Genomic DNA, 19,644 nt, shown 5'->3' on the forward strand with positions numbered 1-19,644 from the left:
TCGGTTAGTTTGGCTATTTGGCTGTACAAGCTGGGCTCGATCATTCTCGATGTTCGCAATGCATTCAGCCATATGGGCTGGGTTTGAGCTGCATCAGTAGGCGAATACCGATCCAGCGCACGACTGGCACGGCCTTGCTGTTACCGATCGCTATGTAGCGCGGGCCGTCCGGGCATAGACCCGAGATCCTGCCGCGCGAAGGAATGCGGGTGCAATCGTCAGGTAAGCCCTGCAGGCGCTCACATTCCCGCGGTGTGAGGCGGCGGTCGCGGCCTCGATGCCGCTGCACACGCTTCCATAGTTGATGGGCATGTAAGCACCTCCCGCGTATAGTTCAGTGGGGAAATTAGAAAAGGGATCGAAATGAGCTTTTGCTTTGTCTTCAGCGAAATTGACTGGTCATTAACTAAAGATTTCGCTTCGATAGTAGGGACGGTATTTACTGCTGGCGGAGTAGTTGTAGCAGGCTGTATAGGCATCAAGGGATTGGCTACATGGAAAAAGCAATTACGAGGCCAAGACGAGCACAAGCTTGCTAGGCGAATGCTTATCGAACTTTATAAGTTTGAAAAACTATTTGATCGCTGCCGTTCTCCAGCCATAAATTCATCGGAGGTCCGCCGTGATGGCGATCCCTTATTCGCGCCAAGCGCCGATGAGCGTTTTCAGCGGCACGCGCTCGGCTTCGAACGTCGCCTTGATGCTTTAAACGCATCTTATGCTGAGATTTCGGTTTCGCTGTTTGAGGCAAAAGCCCTTTGGGGAGAGCACGTTTTGGTAGTCGCTAATCGGCTCGAGATTTTGAAAGATGAGTACGAAGAGTATGTGCGGTTAAGGCTTTTGTGCTCCGATCCGGGGGAGTCCGAAGATGAGCAAGTGGATCACCGAGTGTATTTGGACATGAGGCGTAAGGTCTTCAAAAATAGGTTATTTTCGCATGACGAATTCGGAGCCGAGCTGACTGATGTAGTGAGGAATCTCGAGTCTGCCCTGAAGTTGAAGCTAATCTGCTTATAACTAGTCTCCGCAGAAGCAGGCTATGGCTTCGTCGTGGTCGGCGAACATGTCGAACTGAGTGTCTGAGTAGTCGAGCATCTGCTGATAGCTCGGCCGGTCGAAGCGGAACAGCGCGCCGTCTGTTGTGGCGGCGCTGCTCTGGGTGGCGGTGCGCTCCATCCGAGCCCACCAGTCGGCCTTACTCCGGTCGCTGGCTATTATCGAGTAGACCTGCTTTGCACCTTTGAGAAAGCACAGGTCGCAGTTGCCCTCCAGAGTCCGGCCATTGATGGTCGGTAGCTCCAGATCAAACGGCTGCGCCTTCCAGAATTCTCCGATCTGCTGCACGCCTACGCCCGCGTCTGCCAGCGGCATCACCATCGTTGCGTGCTTGCTCTCTGATGTGGTCTTGCGATGCCGTATCTTGGCTACCCGCCGCGGTTCATCAGCTCGGATGCCGGTCATCATGTCGACCGGGGTTTCCTCTGTTGAGCATCCAACCATCCGCAGATATTTGTGGATCACCCTGATTTTTAGGTCAATGGTGCAGAACCTTGTGACCGGGTTGGGCAGATAGCTGCGCTTGCGGATCAGCGCTTCGAACGGCTCGCCGTCCCTGCTGGCGGTTTCGTAGGTGACAATGGCGAAGCCATGATCATTGTCGCGGTACTCCAGCCAGACGATGGAACTTGCCAGCGCTGCGCGCATTCGTTCACGAAGTCGAGGGTGGCGGGGTGTTCCCTGCCGGTGTTGGCAAACGTGACGATCAGATCGTCCAGATCATCGTTGGCGTCCAGCACCTGGCGCAGCATGTAGGCGCTGGTCCGGCCACCGGAAAAGCTGACGACCGTCGTCCCGGACATTTTGTAGGGAGACATGGGGATTCCTCGCCGGGGTGGCGTGAGTCGTTGAAGTGGGGTATTGGTGTGGAAAATAACGATGAGGGGAGAGAACTGAATGTGGCCAACTATTCTTGCGCTTGCAGCCGCCGCCGTAGCGGCTTACACCGCAGTTTTAAAAACTAAACACGAGAAGCTCTGGGTAGAGACTTATGAGAAATCAGTCAGTGCTCTTGTGAAAGCCAATATAATCACAAGATATTTGCAGAGTGAAGAAAATGGGGAGTTCTATATTCATGGTCTCACCGCTCACGAAAAGAATACTTTAAATGAACAATGGCCAATAGCTCGTTATGAGCTGGCAAGAGACTTGGCTTACCTCGGCGTTTTATATCCAGAACGTGACTTTGAACGTGTCAATGATGCTTGGTTACTATTGCAAGGCGAGCTTTTCGCAATGATGGAGCAGTCAAGCCCGCATGACGTCCACGAATATGTCAGGAGTGCTCTTTCAAAGTCCAGAAGTTTCGAATCAGCACTTATAAAAGCGCTCCGCCAAAATTGCGTTGAACCAAACCTGCTAAGGTGGGTGCGAAAGATACGAAGGCGATGATCACGTTTGAAAATATGTGCTTAGGCACTTCCACCTGTGCCTGCCGAGGCGTTCAGCGCAATAGGTGAGGGTGGGGTTAGGCCGTGATGCGTTCGCCGATCACTGTCGTAGTGAAGGTGAGGCTGTATTCGAGCTGGAGGCTGAAAGCGCCGCCGCAGGTGTCACAGTCCATGTTTTTATCGCTGTAGTCTTCAGACTCGATATGGATCACCGTTGCGCAGTGAGGGCATTTGCACTCGTCCTGACCCTCGAAATCCGAATCGTCGTATTCGGCGGCGGCAAACTTGGCCAGGGCTTCAGCCTTCGCTACCGCGTCTTCTGCATCCTGGCAAGGTTTGCAGGTGAAGCCGTCAGGATGGCCCCACGGTGTTTCCGTGAGCTTAGATCGGTGGGTGCTGCACAGACGGCAAACATTGTGCTTGTCGCACACCGAGTAGCTGTACTTCTCGCCGGTTCCATTGCACTTGGCGCAACCAGAAACCCAGTACCAGGCGCCATCGATTCGCTCGGCGTAAAGGCCGTTTTCCGGGGGACGCAGGCTGACTTCAGGCAGGTCAGTAGTGGTGCGGTGAAATCTGTGATGATCTGCCCCGTTCCATACGTTGAGGCTGCCGTTACGTTGGCGCTGGGTCCACTCACCCGGGATCTCCGTGATCAGGATCTTGGTGGTTTTGTCCATGAATCATCTCCAGTCAGGCGCCGCCCTCCGGTTACCGGATGCAGCGAGTAGGGTTGTTTATTCGTTGTGACAGATGCGGAGGGCTTCGCGGTTGTAGGCGATTTGCAGTTTTGCCGACACGTTTTCAGGTATCACGTATTTGTGGCGCGGAGCAGCGAGGAATCGGGCAGAGCCTTCTCGGCCGAGGCCGTGGATGTGGTGGATCATCAAGGTCATGGCCTCGCCTTGCTCTTCTATGCCGTTCCAGGCCATCAGTTCAGCAAGTGCAGTCCGCGTGCCTTCCATCGCATGCATGCGCAGCTCTTCCTCGCCGCGAGTCTTTCGCCTCGCCGCTGTCTTTGCCGAGCGGTCTGACTGGTTCATAGCCACTTACTGGCTCCTTCAAGCCGCTTGGCGGCAAGTAAATGTGTTGCTGGCGTCTGCCGTGGCGGATGCGACTTTGAATGCGCTTCATGCCGAGCGATTGCTGCTGGGATAATTGAGACCGTACTTGTTGACGATCCGCCTTATCGTGGTCCGATTGATGCCGGTCTGCTTTTCTGCATGGAAGTGGCTGACGCCCAGATCACGCATCGCCTTGATACGCTCAAGCAACTTCAGATCTTCCTCTTCCTCGACATATTTCCTGTGATCCGCGCCGTTGTAGCGCGGCTTGCGGGGTGGTGGCTCCTTGCGTGCAGGGCGGGGGGCGACCCGGAATGACCCGAGGTCGCGAACTTGTCCGCCGCTGCGCTGGAACTCATTCACGGCCTGCGACAGCTCAAAGGACTTGATGCTGTTGGCCTGGATGGAGCTAAGTTCGGTAGCGATCATGAGGTTATCTCCTATCTAGAAAGTGCCTTGCGCACAAAAGGGTCAAGCTCTGCTTGGCTCAGAAGCCAGCGCTTGTAGTCGCTCGGAAGCTTCGAAATTTGCATGCCCTTGTGTTTGCCGAAGCTGATCACTGTAGGGATGCGGGCGTCTTCTGACAGCTCCCACAGCTCCTCCCAATCGCGCACAGGACGTCCCAGTTTTTCAGCCAGCGCATCAACGATCTTTGCCAAAAGCAATCGGCAGTTTTTCACATCGTCCAACGCGGCGTGTGCGTTGCGTAGCAGACCTGCAGCTTGCTCACGGTAGTGCAGATAGATCATTGCCGATTGCGAGTGGCTATCTGCTTCCGGCCACAGGCGACGACTCAATGCAGCGGTGCAGATTCGCTTGAGGTCAGGCCGGCCGATGACGCCCCAGTCATAGTCGACGTTGTGGCCTACCAGGTACTGAGTGTCTTCCGGCATCGAAAACTCGGTGTGAGAAGGGCAGTCGATCAGCTCCTCGTCGAGGATGTGGCTTGTGGCGAGCGCACCCAGTTCAATTGCCTTTGAGGGCTTGAAGCGTTCGAGATAATCATTCAGGACCGCCAGCCCGGCAATGGATTCGAGTTTCAGCCACGCAGCCTCCACCAGTTGAGGTTCATTTAGGCCAGTTGTCTCGCTGTCGAAGATGTAGGCTGTCATGCAGATTGCTCCTGAGGATTGAGTTCGTTTTTTCTCTTGTCTTTTGCGGCGACGACTTGTGCAACCAGGTCGTCGAAGCCTATTGCGATGACCTTCGCCGCGTTGAACGCCGCCTGCAGTGCGACCATGTCTTTCGCACTGGCAATATCGGCAATGGCGTCTACCAACAGCTCTTTGGCGCGCTCTTCTGGATTAACGCCGGAGTGGAGCCAGCCAAGCAGTCGGCGTCCCGTCTCTTCGTTGATCAGTTCGGGCTTGTCGAACAGCTTCGTCCGGTCTTTGCTGGCGATGGCCGTGTGGGCGTCGTGGGTAAGGTCCAGCACCACGGTGAATTCGTAGTCGGTCCCGTCACGCTGCTCTGACTTCATGCCCAGCTTGAGGATTTTTTTCCCTTCTCCCTGCACCGTCTCTGTCTTGCTTCGCATCGTGCAGATCACGTGGAGAGTGCTGGTCAGTATCTTGTTGGTCAGTTTGCGATGCCGTGGCGTAGTTTCGTTCCAGGCTGCCCAGGTGTTGCCCCTGAACTTCTGATGCGCCAATGCTTCGTTGGCTTCCAGACAGCCGCCAGGACCTGTCCATTCGTGCGAGTAGCTGTCGATGATCAGGACGCTGTAACCAGCGGCCTCGGCGGCAGCGATCGCCTCGACATAACGTTCAGGTGAGAACGGCGGTTGCAGCTCCAGCACATCAAAGTCGGCGATGTCCGAGTACAGCGAGGCGCTGCCCTGCTCGGTGTCGATGACTGCGATTCGCCCGCCCAGACCCTTGGCCATGAGCAGCGCTGAATACGTTTTCCCTGAACCTGATGGCCCGGCAAGTGCCAGCCGTAGCTTGGCCTGCTTGCGTTCGGCTTTCTTGAACATGATGTGTGCCTCAGTTCGGTTGTTGATCCCATTCCCGCTCAATGCGGGCTTGCTCTGCTTCGTACTCCTTGCGCTCGTCGCCAGTGAAGCGTTCAGGCGAGAAGCTTCCGACCGTATTCCAGTCGATCTGGGCGGCCATGCGTGCGGTACTCATGAGGGCCTCAATAGGCTATGGAGATGGCTGGAATTCGCTTCTGGTGAATCAGGATGATGACTGCCTTTGCGCAGGCTTCATCAATCCCAAGACCGACCATGGCTTGCTGAGCGGCGAGGCAAACGGATTTGATGTGAGCCTTGTCTGCCTCTCGGGCCTCAGCAATTCGGCGCGCCTCGGCGGCTTGCTGCTCTTGGCGGGAAATCTCATCAAGCCGGGCACGCTCAACCGCTGCGGCCTGACGTTGCTCGGCTGCAATGCGGTCCTGCTCGGCCTGTAGCTTCTGGCGTTCTTCGCGTTCGGCGGCCAGCTTCAACTGAAGGGCCTGATTCTCGGCAGCTGCGTCGGAATCCCGCTGCTTCTGCTCTGCGTCGCGCTTTGCCTGTGCAGCCTGATCGATTAGTTCCTGCTCGCGCTTAGCCGCTGCTTCGCGTTCAGCCTGAGCTTTCTGCTCAGCCTCACGCTGGGCACGCTCAACGGCTTGGCGGGCAATCTCCGCATCACGCGCTTCCTGATCGCGCTTCGCTTGCTCTGCGTTGAATTGGGCGATGCCTGCCAGCTCTGCTTCGTGCTTGGTACGATCGGCCAGCAGCGTGCGCAGGGTTGCCAATGAGCGGTCTTTGGCCTGGGCCGCGTCGGTGATAAATTCGTCCCAGTCGTCATTGATGGCGACCAGCTCCAGACTGGCGATCGCCTGTGCGACGTGCGCCGCTGTAGGCGTCTCTACGAATAAAGCCATGTCCTCGATGCGCTGGATGCCGTCTTTATGGGCGGCCTTCCTCGCTTTGTCGGCCGTTTCCCACTCAGTCAAGGGGTTGCGCACCTCATCACGCAGTGCGTTCATGGCCAGAACGAACTCACGAAGCTCGTCCTCTACCACTTTGGGAAGCGTCTTGATGTGGCGAAGGTAATCACGTCCCGGTTTCTCTACTGACGCTTTGCGAGTGCTGACCTTGGCGGAAAGACTGGCGATCCGATCCCGGCCTTTCTTGGTTTTAAGGTCGGGCACCTCACCACAGAGTTCCTCCTTCACCGCATCAACAAAGCGGGAAAGGCCGCCCGCTACAAAGATCGTCGGCGCATTGTCGGCGCTGATGTCGTCGATGGTGATGACTTGCTGTGCTTCAGACATGGTTGCTCCTTGCGCCATGCCGTTGCCGGGGCGCTGCGATTGAATAGGGAATGGGTTACTGCGCGGTTTGTTGCTGGATGCGGAAGCGGAGCACTTGCAGGACACGGCCGCGATAGCCAGGCTCTGCGTACTGCTCGACAGGCGGGCCGTAGTAGCCGCGCAGCTCTGCAAGACGGTAGGCTTCGCGCAGGCTGTGGGCGCTGATCTCTTCCAGTTGCTCGTCGATCAGGGATTTCACGATGGGCTGGCTCATTGCGACACCTGCTTTCGGTAGCCAGCATCCCATAGCGATGCGGATGAACTGGAGCCACTTGCAAAACCAGCTTCAACGATGCGCTGTATTTCAGCGATGCCAGCCAAGCGCTCATCCTCCGCGATCTGTTCGGCGGTGCGGATAGGGCGAAGCTTGCATTTGTCCGCCCATCCCATAAGTCCGTCACCATCATAAAAAGCCGCGTAGCCCCCATCCGTGGAGTGCCCGCAGATTGTCGTCAATTTCCATGTGCTATGGCTGAAAGAACGTTCTACACGCTCACCAGAAGGGGGCAGTCCTTCGCCATTCCATGCAGGCCGGATCATCAGCGGTCGCACGGTATCCTCGACGGTGTGCGCATACTGGCAGTGATGCGGGACAACCCATCCGACGTTGATGCGGTACATCAGCAGCGCCGGGCCAACTTCACGTAAGAAGTTTTGGTCAACCGGATCGTAATGGGTTGCATCGGCGGGCGCCTTACTCCAGTCAATCGTCATGCACTTGCTCCTTTCGGCGGGCAGATCATTTCCATTTGGCCTATAGCGATTTTTATCCGATGGGCAAAATCCTTTTTGTAGGCTTTCTCGGCTTCAATTTTTGCCGAGTAGTCGACCTTCTCGTCGTAGTTGTGAAAGAAGTCCGCCTTCGGCTCAATCAGGTTGCCGTAGGCGTCGTAGCCGCCAGCAATCTCACGAACCGAGCGCATGCCCTGGTAACTGTCCTGATACCGCTCAAGGTTGCTCATGCGCAGACCCTCAGCTCCGGATCACAGAGACGATTTACCCGGTCATTGCGCGCCTGCTTGATGTGCCGGCTGAGCAATGCATGCTCGTTGAAGCTGATATCGCCAGAAAACAACGCGTAAGACAGCAGGCCAGAGGCAACGCCAAGCTCAGCTTCGGCGGCCACCAGATCGGTCGGCGCCAAGGAGGCCACCTTTTTGATGCGATCAGCAAAGAACGCAGCAGCTTGTTCGTTGAGCATGATTGCCTCCAGGATCTGGGTTATGCGGTGGGCGGTGCTGGGAGTGGCATCCAGTGTGTGATTTTGCTGGTAGGAGACTCTTCGCCATCGAACCACTCGACAGTCGAGCTAAAAACACCGCCATTTGAGAAAACGATCACCTCGACCGAACGATTCAGCGGAGGAATTTGCCTACCGCTGACCTCACATGGAGCATCAAGCCTCTCACCCAAAGGTGGCAGCCGGTCTTTTACTGAAATCCATTCACTCATGCAGCCTCCGGCCAGTGGCGTTGAATGCTTTCTTTCGCGTAGGTCGACAAGCGCTGGTGGCTGGTTGTGGACCCGCAGCCAGGCATGGTGCCTTCCAGTTCGACGCAAGCATTGATGTCGCAGCGCCGAGAGCAGACCCAGCCGCCGTAGTGGCAGCGATGGACGATACCGCCCGGGTCTGGGTGATAAGCCAAACCGCCTTTCCATGAAGGCGAGCCGCGCAGCTTCAAGCCGCACCCACGGCATACAGCTTGTGTATCAGTGCAGTTATGCATGTTCGCCTCCGAGGCGCATGGTTTCGGTGAACCCCTTCGACTGAACACTCAAGAACGGATAGAGGCCATACAGGCACCGGAGGGTGTTCAGTCGGAGAGGTTCGGGGGTGTAGAAAAGCCCGAACGTGTCGGGCTTTGTGGGTGCATCTGAGGCGGTGCCGCAGTTGGAAGGCCTCGGCGCGCTGTCGTATCTAGCAATCTACCTACCGCGCCCGCCGAATGGGGCCCTACACAGGACTTAGCTGCAAGCCGGTGATCTCAGGTTATGCGGCATGTGAGGGGATGCTGGCCCGCCACGATATGTGTGATCTCCTATTGCTTGCTCACTGGTCAGGCAGTGGCCACCTGTAGAATTGGGTGCCGGTCTTTCCCGGCTGTCACGGCGCTTGTGCCAGATCAAGGTAGCTCGCCAATACCAGATTGGCGCTGACCCTGTGCAATGCGGGTTGAGCTATTCGCCGGTTGGTGCAGATGGCCGGTTAACCCGAGCCGCTACGTCTATTTGAAGATCGCCCCAGCTCGCTCATTGTCCGGGGCCACGTCCGCTTTCATCTGCTTTGTTGCGTTGATGCAGGGGGCCGCTTTCGCGGTGTGTACTCATCCGCATCGGGGTGTGATCTACGCGAGGTCGTCACCTCTGGCATTGCCTGCCGCCGCGCTATGTCGACGGTGCTCAGTGGCTCGCCTGATTACGAGTCAGGTGCCTTGCTCCGCTGCAGATCACACTCCGATGCAGCCTGGCGCTATGACAGGGATCGGGCAGTTTTCGTCAGGCTGACGCTGGCGCTGGTTGTTCACCGCTTACCTGCATATACAAGTTGACCAGTGCGGTCAGCAGTTCATCGTGATCAAGGTTTTCAACGGGCAATCCCACATCCTGAAAGGTTGCGATTGCTCGGCCCAATGCATCGCTGACGATTTCCTGATCTTCTGGTTCAAGGTCCACGAATTCTGTTGTCATTGTGTTTCTCTCCGTTGATTTCCAATGCCGCCTCATAGAAGCGGCATCAGTAAATCTGTGGGTCTATCTGAGCCCCGTTACCCGCCACGGTGGCCTTGGCTGAACACCCGAGAAATCCTCGGTAGTTCGATCTCCACCCTGCAGCACTTCCGAGTCCTCTCTCACTGGCGACAGCACATTTCGTGTCCGATGCTTTGCCAGTTTGGCTGCGTGGTTTCGCGTGACCTCATATGGAAGTCACGGCCAGTTCCAGAGCTGGCATGGGATCGACTATTTGTTGCTCGCACTTACCAGATCGGGTCTGGGGTAGTCGGTCGCGAGGATCTTGGCGGTGGTAAAGAGCGGTTCGATCCGCTGGGCCTGTTGAGGGGCTGTTTCGCGTCTCGATGGGTGAACATTACCTGTAGGTAACTCATAGCGTCAATACCTGTAGGTAATCTTTTTTCACGCGCCCACAAAAAAGCCCGCTCAGTGGCGGGCTGGGTCAGATCGGGAGGGGATACTCAGGAACGAAAAAGCCCGGCGCTGGGCCGGGCTTGAATCGATGTGGCGGTGTTCACTACTCAGTCACGGGCTTTTTGCGTCTCACCGCTTTCTTCTTCTTGGCTGGCGGCGCAGGAGGCGCAAAGGGGAGTTCAACGGCGCTTGCTCCCATATATTCAATGATAGGCTTCGTCAGATTTCTAATATACGGATAGAGCAGGGAACCCAGCTCATAGGGGGCATTTTCATGGCCAAGGTCGGTTAGGGCAGCCTCTCCCAGGATCTCGAACGTACCGAACATGGTCATTTGCAAAAAAGGCTTTTTAGACTCAGTCGTCAGAAGCGCGATTTTGACTTCGAAAAAGTCGCCTACAGCTAACCCATCACCGGGATGGACTATCTCCACATGAAGGTTGGCGTTGTACCCTTTCTTGTCTTCGACCTCGTCATTTTCTGATACAGCAGTAGCTGTAATGTCTGCGAGTCTGACTTGGGTGAGACGAACGTCATAGAGATTCATTGTACGGCCCTGAAGGTGAGCACCTGCGCCTTCTTTTTCTCCGGCACGAAAAAAGAAGTCTCGTAGCCGGCAAGAGCGTCGTAATGGTGATGAACCTCTTGGTGTCTACCGTGGAGGTGGCAGTCAATAGCCTCTCTGACAAAGTCATTGATACTTTTGTCTTCCCGAGTGGCTTGTTTCACCAAATCCCTGTGAAGAGCAGGGCCTATGCGTACGTTGAAGGTTCCGGAAAAAGGTCGGTTAGGAGGCGTGCCAAGCGTTTCACAAGTCTGTAGATAATCATCCACAGATTCGGTAAAGGCCTCGTGTAGCCCCTTAACATCATCGCCTTCGAATGTCACGAGATCTTCGATGTGTAAAATTTTGCCAAAGAGAACGTTGTTCTCAATCGAAAATTCTACAGATCCCTGAAATCCCTTGTACTCAAGAATCTTTTTGCTCATTTAGAAATGTCCATGCAGTGTTAATGTCTCAACGACGAGCTCGATCTGGTATCCCAGAAGCGTGCTGTCAGGATGCCGCTTATGCAGCAAGATTTTGCGATTTTTGCTGTCTATGAATTTTTTACGCGATCCTGCGCCTTCAAATTCTTTGTACCCGAAATGTTCAAGGATCTTGACAGCATCATTCCAAGCAAAATCCTTCGGTGAGGGGGTTCGGGTGAAATCGTCGATGAGCTTGCGAATCTTACTCATCAACCGACTCCATTTTTAATAGTTTGCAACTATAGTTCAGTTGCAGCCTGATACGCAAATTCAAAGATGAATTCGTCATCAGAATCAGCTGCGAAGCCCCTTTAATCGTTAGGCGATCCATACCTTTTCCTGATAAAACAATTGGTTACGATGAATTGTTTGCTGCATGAATTTTTTTTAACATTGTTCCTATGCGACCTTTTAGCCAGTTCACAGTGCCGTTTTTCGGTCAGGCGGGGTGTGCAGCCTGCTTCGGCCCGCGTTGTGGTTACCTTCCGGTCATCGCCTCGTGTGCCGCTCCAGCAAAATATTGTGCCTCTGTATCAGGTACCACAGAGAGCGGTGTTTTGGCGGCAAGCACCCGCATGGCCAGCACTGTGAGAATTGCAAACATCCTGTTTTTCATGACTTGCTCCTGAGTGATATTACAAATCCCCGCCGCGCCTTATGGCCCGACGCTCACGCAAATTTCGTCAGCGACCTGACCACCACGCCGATGATCTTGCAGTCATCCGAGCACTGTACCGTGGGGTAGGCCGGGTTCAGCGGCTTCAGGTATCTGACGCCGCCGTCTTCCACCAGCTTCTTGAATGTCGCCTCGTTGCTGCCGGCCAGCTTCGCGATCACCAGCTTGCCTGGGCGCACGTCTGCGCGGGTATCCACAAGGATCTGCGAGTCCTCAGGAACTGAAGGGCCAGTGGGCGCCGTCATCGAATCCCCTTTCACATCAAGCCAAAACGCAGGCCCCTTTGCCTTGTAGTCTGTGATTTCGTATTCGTCAGAGCCCCCAGGCTCAACCGCTTCGGACCACTCTCCAGCAGCTACCCAGCTCACGACCGGGTAGCGGTACATACGCGTTGGCTGCTCGACGTCACCTACGTTGGATGGTTCTGGTGCGGATGAGGCTACGCCACCACCTGCATCATCACGCTTGGCCGCGTTAAGCGAGGGGCTATCAAGAGCATACCGTTCCAGGCCGAGCCTTTCCTCGATATGGCGCGCAAAATCCTCGCCAATCTTTTTGCGATTCTCCGGGGCAACCGTAAGCGACAAGCATCGCGCGATGTAACTCGCTTCACGCTCAAGCTTCGCTGCAATTTTAGCCTTCACACCACCGAACTTAGTATCGGTCAAGTGCTGAAGGTTGATCCGCCTAATTTCTGAAATATCCATTTCCCAATGATCGCCGCCTGTTACCGCAGGGTAAATTACCTGTGGGTATTGCTTTGATCATTACCTGCGGGTAATAATCCGCACATCTATACGGAGGTTCCCGATGCGGAGCAAAAATCAAAGCCTGCTTGCCTGGCTGAAAACGGCAACCGATGCGCAGGTTCAGGACACCGGCACAACTCGCGCCTACCTCCGACTTATCGCTTATGGGCACAAGACTGCATCCGCAGAAATAGCTGCCCGCACCGAATCCGCCACCAACGGCGCCGTAACCAGGCGAGATCTACGCCCGGAAGACTGGCGTCAGATCTGGCCAGAGCTTTCTGCTGCCTAAACCCATTCATCAGCCACTGGAGAAAACCGATGCACTTTGACCCGAGCCACATGCACGACAAGCCCACCAAAGTCCGCCTGGATGAGGTGGCCGACGACCTGCTGACCGCCATGGCCAGGTATCAGCGCACGCAGAAAGCCGTTTTGGCTCGCGAGATCCTCGAGCGCGGGCTGAACCAGATGATGGAAGAGCTTAACGCAAAGACTGATGTGGCCTGAAGTTGCCGAGGAGGCCCTGTGCCTGAAAGAAAACAGCTGGATGTCCAGCTTGACGGGATCGGACTGAGCAATTTGGAGCTGCTGGCGGAGCGGGAAGGGATATCCCCCGAAGAGCTGGCAGCAAAAATCATCAACAAGGAATTGGACCGAATGTCTCGGCCACCCCCAAGCAGGGGAAAGGTCAGGTCGCTAGGGAGAAGGGCTGATTAGCCCCTGAGGGACTCTTGAGGAACTGCTGAATGAAGAACCCAACCACCAAATCGCAGGCACAAAAAAGCCGGGGCGCAATCCCGGCTCTTTCAACTGCATTCAACACAACGTTCTGGAGCGAATAATGCCCATTTCCCAACACGTCGTCAACTCTGACCGTCCGCGCCACGAAATCGCACCTTCGCAAATCGTGGCGCGAAGCATTTCTATGAGCAGCTTGGATATCGCCGAGCTGACCGGAAAGCTTCATGCCCACGTCATTCGTGATATCCGAGTCATGATCAAGGCTCTGGGCGATGATCCAGCTTTGGATCATGTCCATGAGGACAAGGATTCCCGTGGGTACACGGAGAAATATCACCTCAATCGCGAGCTGACGGAGACATTGGTAACTGGCTACAGCGTTCCTCTTAGGCTCAAGGTTATTCGTCGCCTACATGAGCTTGAGCAAGCGGTATCTGAACCAGCCTTCGACATTTCCAGCCTGAACGATCCCAAGGTGCTCCTTGCCCTGCTGACCGACAATGTCCGCAAGGTCGTCCATCTGGAGGCTGACAATACCGAACTCACCCAGGAGAACCACCTGCTGGAGCAGAAGCTGGTTGCCGATGCTCCGAAGGTTGAGTTCTTCAACGCCGTTATCACTTCTACCAGCATCCATTCTGTGCGGGAGGTGGCCCAGTCCATAGGCACCGGCCAGAACCGTCTGTTCGCGTTCATGCGCCAGCAGCGCTGGGTCGACCGTCACAACACGCCATATCAGGGCCGGGTCGAATCAGGGCATCTGGTGGCTGAGCCGCATTCCTACAACTGCCCTGAAACCGGTGAGCGCAAAACGAAGTTCACCTGCAAGGTCACCGGCAAGGGCTTCACGAAGCTTCAGTCGCTGTGGTGCGGCCGAGACAAGGCGATCCTGGGCGGTGCCGCATGAACGACGTGCCGCGCCAATTCAAAGGCGTGTGGATTCCTGCCGAGGTTTGGCTGGACCGATCACTGTCGATCACTGAGAAAGTGATGATGGTCGAGATCGGTAGCCTGCAAGACCCTGTGCGGGGCTGCTACGCCAGCAATAACCACTTCGGCCGGTTCTTTGGGCTGTCGAATTCTCGCGTCTCGGAAATCATCAGTTCATTGACCAGCAAGGGCCTATTGCGGGTCGAATTGATCCGTGATGGACGTCAGGTTGTAGAGCGCCGCGTGCGCCTTACTGACCTATTCGGAAAGTCGAATACCTATTCGGAAAACACTTCGACCCTATTCGGAAAAGGCGGTGACCCCTATTCGGAAAAGGCGCAGGAGAGTAATACAAAGAGCAACAGTACAACTGAGGGTGAAAAGCGCGGATCAGCCAAGGCTTCTCCGTCCGCTTCGCGCAAGACTTCCAAGTTTGATCCTCTTCCTGTTCGCCCTTCAAATGTCAGTGAATCGACCTGGGCTGATTGGTGTCAGCACCGCCGCGAAATCAAGAAGCCTCTGACCGCCACCACAAGCGCCAAGCAAGCCAAGACCCTGGCAGGCCATAACGACGCTGACGCAGTGATCAACCAGTCCATCAGCAACGGCTGGACCGGCCTGTTCCCTGAGAAGGTCCTGCCGGGTGCCAAAGCATCTGCCCAGCGCCAGAACGGCCCAGACTTCTACGACAAGTCGTGGCGCACCGATACGAGTGATGACCTATGAAGAACGTCACTCAGATGATCCCCGGCGCTGCACGGGCGCTGGGCACCTCCGCGCCTTATCAGGCCCCGGCGCAGACCAGCACCCAACTCGGCGTTGTGGACGATGCAACCGGTGAAGTGGTTGAACGCCTGTTTCGCCAGCTGCAGGCCATATTCCCGGCGCACAAGCAGGCATGGCCGGATGACAAGGCCAAGGCTGCCGCAATGCGCAACTGGACGATGGGCTTCATGGCCGCCGGCATACGCACGCTCGAGCAGATTCGTTTCGGTATCGAGCAGTGCCGTAAGAGCGGATCACCGTTCGCCCCAAGCGTCGGCCAGTTCATAGGCTGGTGCACGCCTGGACCTGAAGCGTTCGGCCTGCCAGCGAGCGCTGACGCATGGATGGAGGCATTGATGGGCTTGTACAGCCACGAAGGCGTGAAGATCGCGGCCATTGCCACCGGCCTGTTCGACCTGCGTTCAGCCAAGCAGGAAGACAAGGGCCTGCGCCAGCGCTTCGACCACAACTACACGATCGTGATCCGCCGCGCCCAGGCCGGGCAGCCGCTGGACGGAAAGATCCTGACCGGCATTGGCCATGACAGCCAGAAGACCGAGCTGGAACTCGCCGAAGAGCAGGCCGAGCAGGCGGTACAGGCACGAATCATTCAACAAGGAATCCCGGTAGACGGCGCATCGGCGCGCGCTCTGCTGTTGGCGAGAATTGGCAGGAGGGCGGGGCAATGAGCAAGTCAGAAAGGTTTTTTATCGCAGCATCGGTCGTCTTCATTGGCGGGAACGTGATCCAGATTTTTGGCTATGCCCCTTTCATGATGGCTTGGGGAAACCAGCAGATCATTGAGGCAGTTGGCGGAGGAATGGGCTTATTCATTTCCATTCAGGCCAACCAAGCACTGCTGCTTCTGACATGGATCGTCACCCTTGTCCTTTTCGTCCTCGGCATGCGCCTTGAGCATCGGGCGGTGAAGCCATGAGCGAATTCGTAGAAGTGAAGACGGCTGATCTGGTCGGTGCTGCGCTGGACTGGGTAGTGGCTATTGCTGTGGGGTGCCAGGAGATAAGCGCAACGTCAGCTGGCGTCACCTGCATTTACGGAATGTCGGACGGCGATACTTGCTGGACGAATCTGTATCAGCCATCCCTAGACTGGAGCCAAGGCGGGCCGCTGATTGAGAAGTACAAGCTCGACATCGGTGCTCCACTGGAAAATAAAAGCGGTCCTTGGAATGCAGCCACCGAGTGGGGACATCCCGATGGATACAAAGGCGAAACTCCACTCATCGCCGCCTGCCGCGCCATTGTCGCCTCAGTCCTTGGCGAAACCGTAAGCGTGCCCAAGGAGCTGCTGTCATGACCGTCGATATCGAAAAGCTGAAGGCCGCTGCGCTGGCTGCGAAAGACGATCCGGCGTCGCCATACATTCCGTGCCAAGTAGGGTTTCAAAACGCCGCAACCCCTGATGTGGTTCTGGCCCTGATTAAGGATCTTGAGAGCCACAAGCGCATGCTTCTGGCCGCTGTTTGCGACCTTGGAGCGATCAGTGAAGCCCTCAAGGCAGATATGGACGATGACGGCGATGCATTGCTTGGCATGGTCATCGACCTGAAAGCCCAGAACACGCGAATGCTGGAATGGATCAAGGATATCAGCCGCACATCCGGCGATAAGGGTGCAGTCATGGGCGCTCGCCAACTGCTCAAGGAGTTCGCTAATGAATGAATTTCGCGATTTGAAAGCGATTGCCGAGGCGTGCCAGCAGCATCAGCCGCTTCGCTTCATGCGCAGCCACGGCGCGCTGTACATCCGAAACGATAGCGGCATCGTCTTTGACGTGCATCAGAACCGGTCATTCCCCGATTTCATGGCGCAGAACAAAGACTATGCAGATTTGGTTCTCGCCGCCAACCCTGCCGCCGTGCTGGAGCTCATCGCCGACCAAAAGCGCATGGCCTCGCGCCTGCTGTGCTGCACGAAGTGTGGCGGGCAAGGCGAGGTCTACAGCGGCCGTACCTCATACGAAGGGTACAACCAGCCGCCAGAGCCGATCATGGACAAGTGCGGCGAGTGTGATGGCGCTGGTGTCCTAGGCGATGAAGAGGAGTGCCTGTCGATCCTTGATGAGCTTGAACAGCTCAAAGCTGAAAACGCAGGCCTCAAGACCGGCTACGAAGCATATGAGCGGGTGAATGCTGAGCTGACCCAGCGCATCGCCAATCTTGAGCTGTGCCAGAAAGCCAGCCTGGGCGTGAGCGGGATCATCAGGTCTGCTGCAAGCGAGCTTGGTTTCGACGCGGCGGGCGAGGATAGCGCGCTGAATCATCTGATTGGGCTGGCGCGGGCGGCAGCTGCGTTGCGGGCGGAGTGCGAGGCGCTGCGCAATCGCCAGAGCTTTTCCGATGCGTTCTACGAAGTGTCCGGGTTGCTTGGTGTTACCGGCGCACGGCCAGAAGCACCGCTTGTGGTCTTCAGGCAGGAAGTTGTGCCGGCGCTGCAGGCCGTCATCCGCAACTCCAGGCGCTATGAGTGGCTGCGCGACTCTGCGGGTTCCGCTGACTGGGAGTTCTTTGGTCATCAAGGAAAGTCGTCCACTGACCAGAACATCGACGCCGCCATGGGCAAGGAGGCCTCCCAATGATCCTCACCTGGGAGCAACTCCTAACCCTGCTCAACACCGCCAAGGTTCTGCATAACGGCCGTGAAGCGTATTCGTTCTTGGGGGTGGTTCATGGCTGAGTTCGCCATCCGAAGCCCGCAGGACCTAAACCGCCTGTACGGAGCACTGCACGCCATCGACCTGACCAAACCCAAGGTAGTGGTAATCAAGGACGAGAAACGCCCTGACGTCCTCAACCGCAAGATGTGGGCAATGCTGCGCGACGTCTCCGACCAGGTCGAGTGGTACGGCAAGAAGCTCACCGATGAGGACTGGAAGTGCCTGTTCAGCGCCTCGGTCGAGAAGCAGCGTGCAGAACCTGGGCTCGATGGCGGATTCGTCGTCATGGCCACCTCGACCCGTAAGCAGTCTGCCAAGTGGTTCAGTGATCTTTTCGAGGTCATCCATGCGTTTGGTGCCGAGCGCGGCGTCCGCTGGACCGAGGTAGACAGGTGGGGAGGGCGTTACTGATGAGTCATCAATTCAAGCCGGGCGACCTAGTTCTGATCACTGCCGAGGATAACTTCGGGCGATGCGCTGAGATAGTTTCCCGCCATGAAGGGCCCTGTCGAGTCTGGTTCGGAACTTCCTTCCAGGATATTCCAGCAGGGTGCGTTGGCTGGGTGGTAACCGCTGAAAGGCTGGTTTCGACTTTTAGCATCTCTGGCCTTACCGATTTTGTCGACGAAATCGCTTACAGCGAGCGGTGGTTGAAGCCTTTGCGCGGCGACTTCGCCCCAGAGCAGCAGAAAGCCAAGGAGGTGGCGGCATGATCCATTACAAAGAGCCGACGATATCTGAGCTGCTGACCAAGTGCATGGTGACGTGGAATCTGGGCTCGGAGCGAATCGCACTGACGGCGGAAGCAAGCCCTCCGACTTGTGAACAGATCTTTTGCAAGGAAGGGGCACGCTACAAAATTATAGCGGTGTTCGGTCCCTACAGTTTCCGCTGGGCTGACGTTCTTCTGTTGAGCATGGAGGCCGAGCCATGCGCGTAAGTCTCCAATCCAAAAGCCTAAAGGCGAAGAAGTGCCGCGTGCCCGAGTGCGGGGCCTCATTCGTCCCGCAGAAGCTGGGGCAGGCGGTATGCAGCCCAGCCTGCGCGATCATCGATGCACCCAGGAATCAGGCCAAGGCCCGCAAAGCGCTGGCCCAGGTCGAGCGCTCCGAGATCAAGGTTCGCAAGGAGGCCCTGAAAAGTCGCTCTGACCACATGAAAGACACCCAGCAGGCGTTCAACGAGTGGGTGCGTCACCGCGATGCTTCGCTGCCTTGCGTGAGCTGCGGTCGCCATCACGAAGGCAAGTACGACGCTGGCCATTATCGGACCGTCGGGAGCAACCCTGCACTGCGGTTCGAACCTCTGAACTGCCACAAGCAGTGCGTTCCGTGCAATCAGCACAAGTCGGGCAACGTCATTGAGTACCGGATAGAGCTGGTGCGCCGGATCGGCATCGTGAACGTTGAATGGCTTGAGGGGCCGCATGAGCCCCAGAAGTACACCGTCGACGAATTGAAGGCCCTGACAGCCAAGTACCGGGCACTGACAAAAGAATTGAAGAGGGCTGCAGCATGAAAATCCATTCGGCACGTCAGGCGTGGCATGACTGCACCTACATCCCTGCTCCTGGCCAGTCCTCTGACGTCGTTCAGCTCGGCGTGGTAGTGCAGGGCACCGAACGAGGCCCAACGGCCAACCATGCGATGCACAGCGCACTGGCTGGGCATATCCAGTCGGCTATTGCCAAGTTGCACCCGCAGGTCCGCGTGTTCGGGGAATACATGTACGCCGCCAACCGCGACGACGATATCCGCGAAGCTGCAGAAGGCGTGGTGTTCGGCATTGTGATGTCGAAGTCCAAGCGCATGACAGCCGGAAAGCGCGAAAAGCTCGAGTATGTGGTGAAGGGCGTTATGCGCCGGTATCGCTACATGCACCAGGGCGGACAGTCGGCAAATGACGATCCGCTGATCAAGCCGGAGGCGTTCCGGTCCTGGCTGATGGGCGAGTTCGGGGTGAGGCTTGAATCGTGCAATTGGGACCGGGATTGGGAGTGTTTCGTGCGCCTGTCCTTCGACTGCTGTGAGGACCTGGATCGCATGGCTTTGAGCCCGATTGGAGCGGTGATTTATCAGATGAGAGAAGCCGCTTGACTTCCCGTGCGGCTGAGGGCA

36 protein-coding genes and 1 pseudogene are annotated in these 19,644 nt (G+C 56.4%); 16 read left to right on the top strand and 21 right to left on the bottom strand.

Annotation, left to right across the window (positions count from 1 at the left end; translation table 11 throughout):
- Nucleotides 1-64: 64 nt before the first annotated feature.
- Nucleotides 65-331 carry a DNA cytosine methyltransferase gene (locus RGM3321_RS27930; protein WP_347880989.1) on the bottom strand — a complete coding sequence of 89 codons (267 nt, stop codon included), beginning with the start codon at nt 329-331 and terminating at the stop codon, nt 65-67.
- A gap of 32 nt (nt 332-363) precedes the next feature.
- On the opposite strand from RGM3321_RS27930, the gene RGM3321_RS27935 reads away from it, so the two are divergent.
- Nucleotides 364-1,017, top strand: a complete 654-nt coding sequence (locus RGM3321_RS27935; RefSeq protein ID WP_244395705.1) for a hypothetical protein — start codon at nt 364-366, stop codon at nt 1,015-1,017.
- On the opposite strand, the pseudogene RGM3321_RS27940 reads toward RGM3321_RS27935, so the two are convergent.
- Nucleotides 1,018-1,874 (bottom strand): annotated as a pseudogene (locus RGM3321_RS27940) (phosphoadenosine phosphosulfate reductase family protein).
- 79 nt (nt 1,875-1,953) lie between these two features.
- On the opposite strand from RGM3321_RS27940, the gene RGM3321_RS27945 reads away from it, so the two are divergent.
- Nucleotides 1,954-2,448, top strand: a complete 495-nt coding sequence (locus RGM3321_RS27945; protein WP_244395706.1) for a hypothetical protein — start codon at nt 1,954-1,956, stop codon at nt 2,446-2,448.
- A gap of 76 nt (nt 2,449-2,524) precedes the next feature.
- Here RGM3321_RS27945 and RGM3321_RS27950 read toward each other — a convergent pair whose 3' ends face one another.
- The 19 genes from RGM3321_RS27950 to RGM3321_RS28040 all read right to left on the bottom strand — a co-directional run bounded on the left by RGM3321_RS27950 (nt 2,525) and on the right by RGM3321_RS28040 (nt 12,370).
- A complete protein-coding gene (locus RGM3321_RS27950) occupies nt 2,525-3,127 on the bottom strand; it encodes a hypothetical protein (protein WP_244395707.1) in 603 nt (200 codons plus the stop codon).
- A gap of 57 nt (nt 3,128-3,184) precedes the next feature.
- Nucleotides 3,185-3,496, bottom strand: coding sequence for a hypothetical protein (locus tag RGM3321_RS27955; RefSeq protein ID WP_244395708.1), 312 nt, complete (start codon nt 3,494-3,496; stop codon nt 3,185-3,187).
- 81 nt (nt 3,497-3,577) lie between these two features.
- Nucleotides 3,578-3,940 (bottom strand): hypothetical protein, encoded by a 363-nt coding sequence (locus RGM3321_RS27960; RefSeq protein ID WP_244395709.1) that lies wholly within the window; start codon nt 3,938-3,940, stop codon nt 3,578-3,580.
- Between the two features lie 11 nt (nt 3,941-3,951).
- Nucleotides 3,952-4,623 (bottom strand): 3'-5' exonuclease, encoded by a 672-nt coding sequence (locus tag RGM3321_RS27965; protein WP_244395710.1) that lies wholly within the window; start codon nt 4,621-4,623, stop codon nt 3,952-3,954.
- On the bottom strand, nt 4,620-5,486 hold the full coding sequence (locus tag RGM3321_RS27970; RefSeq protein ID WP_244395711.1) for an ATP-binding protein: 867 nt from the start codon (nt 5,484-5,486) through the stop codon (nt 4,620-4,622). The genes RGM3321_RS27965 and RGM3321_RS27970 overlap by 4 nt, the downstream gene beginning before the upstream one ends.
- Nucleotides 5,487-5,496: 10 nt before the next feature.
- Nucleotides 5,497-5,640, bottom strand: a complete 144-nt coding sequence (locus tag RGM3321_RS27975) for a hypothetical protein (RefSeq protein ID WP_244395712.1) — start codon at nt 5,638-5,640, stop codon at nt 5,497-5,499.
- A gap of 7 nt (nt 5,641-5,647) precedes the next feature.
- A complete protein-coding gene (locus tag RGM3321_RS27980) occupies nt 5,648-6,772 on the bottom strand; it encodes a hypothetical protein (protein ID WP_244395713.1) in 1,125 nt (374 codons plus the stop codon).
- 55 nt (nt 6,773-6,827) lie between these two features.
- Complete coding sequence (locus tag RGM3321_RS27985; RefSeq protein WP_244395714.1) at nt 6,828-7,025, bottom strand: hypothetical protein; 198 nt, start codon at nt 7,023-7,025, stop codon at nt 6,828-6,830.
- Entirely contained in the window at nt 7,022-7,525 is a 504-nt protein-coding gene (locus RGM3321_RS27990) for a hypothetical protein (protein WP_244395716.1), read from the bottom strand. The genes RGM3321_RS27985 and RGM3321_RS27990 overlap by 4 nt, the downstream gene beginning before the upstream one ends.
- Nucleotides 7,522-7,773: a hypothetical protein gene (locus RGM3321_RS27995; RefSeq protein WP_244395717.1), complete on the bottom strand. Its 252-nt coding sequence runs from the start codon at nt 7,771-7,773 to the stop codon at nt 7,522-7,524. The genes RGM3321_RS27990 and RGM3321_RS27995 overlap by 4 nt, the downstream gene beginning before the upstream one ends.
- Nucleotides 7,770-8,012 (bottom strand): hypothetical protein, encoded by a 243-nt coding sequence (locus RGM3321_RS28000; RefSeq protein ID WP_244395718.1) that lies wholly within the window; start codon nt 8,010-8,012, stop codon nt 7,770-7,772. The genes RGM3321_RS27995 and RGM3321_RS28000 overlap by 4 nt, the downstream gene beginning before the upstream one ends.
- Before the next feature lie 20 nt (nt 8,013-8,032).
- Nucleotides 8,033-8,263 (bottom strand): DUF551 domain-containing protein, encoded by a 231-nt coding sequence (locus tag RGM3321_RS28005; protein WP_244395719.1) that lies wholly within the window; start codon nt 8,261-8,263, stop codon nt 8,033-8,035.
- Nucleotides 8,260-8,457, bottom strand: a complete 198-nt coding sequence (locus RGM3321_RS28010; RefSeq protein ID WP_244395720.1) for a hypothetical protein — start codon at nt 8,455-8,457, stop codon at nt 8,260-8,262. Before RGM3321_RS28010 ends, RGM3321_RS28005 begins: the two co-directional genes overlap by 4 nt.
- Before the next feature lie 850 nt (nt 8,458-9,307).
- Nucleotides 9,308-9,499, bottom strand: a complete 192-nt coding sequence (locus RGM3321_RS28015) for a hypothetical protein (RefSeq protein WP_244395725.1) — start codon at nt 9,497-9,499, stop codon at nt 9,308-9,310.
- A gap of 559 nt (nt 9,500-10,058) precedes the next feature.
- Nucleotides 10,059-10,502, bottom strand: a complete 444-nt coding sequence (locus RGM3321_RS28020) for a hypothetical protein (RefSeq protein ID WP_122283809.1) — start codon at nt 10,500-10,502, stop codon at nt 10,059-10,061.
- On the bottom strand, nt 10,499-10,945 hold the full coding sequence (locus tag RGM3321_RS28025; RefSeq protein WP_122283810.1) for a type II toxin-antitoxin system HicB family antitoxin: 447 nt from the start codon (nt 10,943-10,945) through the stop codon (nt 10,499-10,501). Before RGM3321_RS28025 ends, RGM3321_RS28020 begins: the two co-directional genes overlap by 4 nt.
- Nucleotides 10,946-11,197, bottom strand: a complete 252-nt coding sequence (locus tag RGM3321_RS28030; protein ID WP_122283811.1) for a type II toxin-antitoxin system HicA family toxin — start codon at nt 11,195-11,197, stop codon at nt 10,946-10,948.
- Between the two features lie 268 nt (nt 11,198-11,465).
- Nucleotides 11,466-11,603, bottom strand: coding sequence for a hypothetical protein (locus RGM3321_RS28035; protein WP_244395726.1), 138 nt, complete (start codon nt 11,601-11,603; stop codon nt 11,466-11,468).
- Nucleotides 11,604-11,656: 53 nt separating this feature from the next.
- Nucleotides 11,657-12,370, bottom strand: coding sequence for a S24 family peptidase (locus RGM3321_RS28040; protein WP_244395727.1), 714 nt, complete (start codon nt 12,368-12,370; stop codon nt 11,657-11,659).
- A gap of 103 nt (nt 12,371-12,473) precedes the next feature.
- On the opposite strand from RGM3321_RS28040, the gene RGM3321_RS28045 reads away from it, so the two are divergent.
- The 14 genes from RGM3321_RS28045 (at nt 12,474) to RGM3321_RS28110 (ending at nt 19,623) form a co-directional block, all read left to right on the top strand.
- Entirely contained in the window at nt 12,474-12,704 is a 231-nt protein-coding gene (locus tag RGM3321_RS28045) for a YdaS family helix-turn-helix protein (protein ID WP_244395728.1), read from the top strand.
- 29 nt (nt 12,705-12,733) lie between these two features.
- A complete protein-coding gene (locus tag RGM3321_RS28050; protein WP_122425135.1) occupies nt 12,734-12,922 on the top strand; it encodes a hypothetical protein in 189 nt (62 codons plus the stop codon).
- 334 nt (nt 12,923-13,256) lie between these two features.
- Nucleotides 13,257-14,063 carry a phage regulatory protein/antirepressor Ant gene (locus tag RGM3321_RS28055; RefSeq protein ID WP_244395729.1) on the top strand — a complete coding sequence of 269 codons (807 nt, stop codon included), beginning with the start codon at nt 13,257-13,259 and terminating at the stop codon, nt 14,061-14,063.
- 83 nt (nt 14,064-14,146) lie between these two features.
- Nucleotides 14,147-14,812: a helix-turn-helix domain-containing protein gene (locus RGM3321_RS28060; protein ID WP_244395730.1), complete on the top strand. Its 666-nt coding sequence runs from the start codon at nt 14,147-14,149 to the stop codon at nt 14,810-14,812.
- Complete coding sequence (locus RGM3321_RS28065) at nt 14,809-15,540, top strand: replication protein P (RefSeq protein WP_244395731.1); 732 nt, start codon at nt 14,809-14,811, stop codon at nt 15,538-15,540. Before RGM3321_RS28060 ends, RGM3321_RS28065 begins: the two co-directional genes overlap by 4 nt.
- Nucleotides 15,537-15,788 (top strand): hypothetical protein, encoded by a 252-nt coding sequence (locus RGM3321_RS28070; protein WP_244395732.1) that lies wholly within the window; start codon nt 15,537-15,539, stop codon nt 15,786-15,788. The genes RGM3321_RS28065 and RGM3321_RS28070 overlap by 4 nt, the downstream gene beginning before the upstream one ends.
- A complete protein-coding gene (locus tag RGM3321_RS28075) occupies nt 15,785-16,168 on the top strand; it encodes a phage protein NinX family protein (protein ID WP_244395733.1) in 384 nt (127 codons plus the stop codon). Before RGM3321_RS28070 ends, RGM3321_RS28075 begins: the two co-directional genes overlap by 4 nt.
- The gene (locus RGM3321_RS28080; protein ID WP_244395734.1) at nt 16,165-16,533 is read left to right on the top strand and encodes a hypothetical protein; all 369 of its coding nucleotides are present in this window, start codon (nt 16,165-16,167) and stop codon (nt 16,531-16,533) included. The genes RGM3321_RS28075 and RGM3321_RS28080 overlap by 4 nt, the downstream gene beginning before the upstream one ends.
- Nucleotides 16,526-17,449: a hypothetical protein gene (locus tag RGM3321_RS28085; RefSeq protein WP_244395735.1), complete on the top strand. Its 924-nt coding sequence runs from the start codon at nt 16,526-16,528 to the stop codon at nt 17,447-17,449. The genes RGM3321_RS28080 and RGM3321_RS28085 overlap by 8 nt, the downstream gene beginning before the upstream one ends.
- 90 nt (nt 17,450-17,539) lie before the next feature.
- Nucleotides 17,540-17,938 (top strand): recombination protein NinB, encoded by a 399-nt coding sequence (locus tag RGM3321_RS28090; protein ID WP_244395736.1) that lies wholly within the window; start codon nt 17,540-17,542, stop codon nt 17,936-17,938.
- On the top strand, nt 17,938-18,240 hold the full coding sequence (locus RGM3321_RS28095) for a hypothetical protein (RefSeq protein WP_244395737.1): 303 nt from the start codon (nt 17,938-17,940) through the stop codon (nt 18,238-18,240). The genes RGM3321_RS28090 and RGM3321_RS28095 overlap by 1 nt, the downstream gene beginning before the upstream one ends.
- A complete protein-coding gene (locus RGM3321_RS28100) occupies nt 18,237-18,467 on the top strand; it encodes a hypothetical protein (protein ID WP_244395738.1) in 231 nt (76 codons plus the stop codon). The genes RGM3321_RS28095 and RGM3321_RS28100 overlap by 4 nt, the downstream gene beginning before the upstream one ends.
- A complete protein-coding gene (locus RGM3321_RS28105) occupies nt 18,458-19,045 on the top strand; it encodes a recombination protein NinG (protein ID WP_244395739.1) in 588 nt (195 codons plus the stop codon). Before RGM3321_RS28100 ends, RGM3321_RS28105 begins: the two co-directional genes overlap by 10 nt.
- Nucleotides 19,042-19,623, top strand: coding sequence for a hypothetical protein (locus tag RGM3321_RS28110; protein WP_244395740.1), 582 nt, complete (start codon nt 19,042-19,044; stop codon nt 19,621-19,623). The genes RGM3321_RS28105 and RGM3321_RS28110 overlap by 4 nt, the downstream gene beginning before the upstream one ends.
- Nucleotides 19,624-19,644 lie beyond the last annotated feature (21 nt).

It is taken from the genome of Pseudomonas sp. RGM 3321 (assembly GCF_022836805.1).
Taxonomy (GTDB): Bacteria; Pseudomonadota; Gammaproteobacteria; order Pseudomonadales; family Pseudomonadaceae; genus Aquipseudomonas.

Coding starts and splice junctions, on each gene's coding strand:
- RGM3321_RS27935 (WP_244395705.1), top strand. CDS start 364: ATGAGCTTTTGCTTTGTCTTCAGCGAAATTGACTGGTCATTAACTAAA.
- RGM3321_RS27945 (WP_244395706.1), top strand. CDS start 1,954: ATGTGGCCAACTATTCTTGCGCTTGCAGCCGCCGCCGTAGCGGCTTAC.
- RGM3321_RS27950 (WP_244395707.1), bottom strand. CDS start 3,127: ATGGACAAAACCACCAAGATCCTGATCACGGAGATCCCGGGTGAGTGG.
- RGM3321_RS27960 (WP_244395709.1), bottom strand. CDS start 3,940: ATGATCGCTACCGAACTTAGCTCCATCCAGGCCAACAGCATCAAGTCC.
- RGM3321_RS27965 (WP_244395710.1), bottom strand. CDS start 4,623: ATGACAGCCTACATCTTCGACAGCGAGACAACTGGCCTAAATGAACCT.
- RGM3321_RS27970 (WP_244395711.1), bottom strand. CDS start 5,486: ATGTTCAAGAAAGCCGAACGCAAGCAGGCCAAGCTACGGCTGGCACTT.
- RGM3321_RS27975 (WP_244395712.1), bottom strand. CDS start 5,640: ATGAGTACCGCACGCATGGCCGCCCAGATCGACTGGAATACGGTCGGA.
- RGM3321_RS27980 (WP_244395713.1), bottom strand. CDS start 6,772: ATGTCTGAAGCACAGCAAGTCATCACCATCGACGACATCAGCGCCGAC.
- RGM3321_RS27985 (WP_244395714.1), bottom strand. CDS start 7,025: ATGAGCCAGCCCATCGTGAAATCCCTGATCGACGAGCAACTGGAAGAG.
- RGM3321_RS27990 (WP_244395716.1), bottom strand. CDS start 7,525: ATGACGATTGACTGGAGTAAGGCGCCCGCCGATGCAACCCATTACGAT.
- RGM3321_RS27995 (WP_244395717.1), bottom strand. CDS start 7,773: ATGAGCAACCTTGAGCGGTATCAGGACAGTTACCAGGGCATGCGCTCG.
- RGM3321_RS28000 (WP_244395718.1), bottom strand. CDS start 8,012: ATGCTCAACGAACAAGCTGCTGCGTTCTTTGCTGATCGCATCAAAAAG.
- RGM3321_RS28005 (WP_244395719.1), bottom strand. CDS start 8,263: ATGAGTGAATGGATTTCAGTAAAAGACCGGCTGCCACCTTTGGGTGAG.
- RGM3321_RS28015 (WP_244395725.1), bottom strand. CDS start 9,499: ATGACAACAGAATTCGTGGACCTTGAACCAGAAGATCAGGAAATCGTC.
- RGM3321_RS28020 (WP_122283809.1), bottom strand. CDS start 10,502: ATGAATCTCTATGACGTTCGTCTCACCCAAGTCAGACTCGCAGACATT.
- RGM3321_RS28025 (WP_122283810.1), bottom strand. CDS start 10,945: ATGAGCAAAAAGATTCTTGAGTACAAGGGATTTCAGGGATCTGTAGAA.
- RGM3321_RS28030 (WP_122283811.1), bottom strand. CDS start 11,197: ATGAGTAAGATTCGCAAGCTCATCGACGATTTCACCCGAACCCCCTCA.
- RGM3321_RS28035 (WP_244395726.1), bottom strand. CDS start 11,603: ATGAAAAACAGGATGTTTGCAATTCTCACAGTGCTGGCCATGCGGGTG.
- RGM3321_RS28040 (WP_244395727.1), bottom strand. CDS start 12,370: ATGGATATTTCAGAAATTAGGCGGATCAACCTTCAGCACTTGACCGAT.
- RGM3321_RS28045 (WP_244395728.1), top strand. CDS start 12,474: ATGCGGAGCAAAAATCAAAGCCTGCTTGCCTGGCTGAAAACGGCAACC.
- RGM3321_RS28050 (WP_122425135.1), top strand. CDS start 12,734: ATGCACTTTGACCCGAGCCACATGCACGACAAGCCCACCAAAGTCCGC.
- RGM3321_RS28055 (WP_244395729.1), top strand. CDS start 13,257: ATGCCCATTTCCCAACACGTCGTCAACTCTGACCGTCCGCGCCACGAA.
- RGM3321_RS28060 (WP_244395730.1), top strand. CDS start 14,147: ATGATGGTCGAGATCGGTAGCCTGCAAGACCCTGTGCGGGGCTGCTAC.
- RGM3321_RS28065 (WP_244395731.1), top strand. CDS start 14,809: ATGAAGAACGTCACTCAGATGATCCCCGGCGCTGCACGGGCGCTGGGC.
- RGM3321_RS28070 (WP_244395732.1), top strand. CDS start 15,537: ATGAGCAAGTCAGAAAGGTTTTTTATCGCAGCATCGGTCGTCTTCATT.
- RGM3321_RS28075 (WP_244395733.1), top strand. CDS start 15,785: ATGAGCGAATTCGTAGAAGTGAAGACGGCTGATCTGGTCGGTGCTGCG.
- RGM3321_RS28080 (WP_244395734.1), top strand. CDS start 16,165: ATGACCGTCGATATCGAAAAGCTGAAGGCCGCTGCGCTGGCTGCGAAA.
- RGM3321_RS28085 (WP_244395735.1), top strand. CDS start 16,526: ATGAATGAATTTCGCGATTTGAAAGCGATTGCCGAGGCGTGCCAGCAG.
- RGM3321_RS28090 (WP_244395736.1), top strand. CDS start 17,540: ATGGCTGAGTTCGCCATCCGAAGCCCGCAGGACCTAAACCGCCTGTAC.
- RGM3321_RS28095 (WP_244395737.1), top strand. CDS start 17,938: ATGAGTCATCAATTCAAGCCGGGCGACCTAGTTCTGATCACTGCCGAG.
- RGM3321_RS28100 (WP_244395738.1), top strand. CDS start 18,237: ATGATCCATTACAAAGAGCCGACGATATCTGAGCTGCTGACCAAGTGC.
- RGM3321_RS28105 (WP_244395739.1), top strand. CDS start 18,458: ATGCGCGTAAGTCTCCAATCCAAAAGCCTAAAGGCGAAGAAGTGCCGC.
- RGM3321_RS28110 (WP_244395740.1), top strand. CDS start 19,042: ATGAAAATCCATTCGGCACGTCAGGCGTGGCATGACTGCACCTACATC.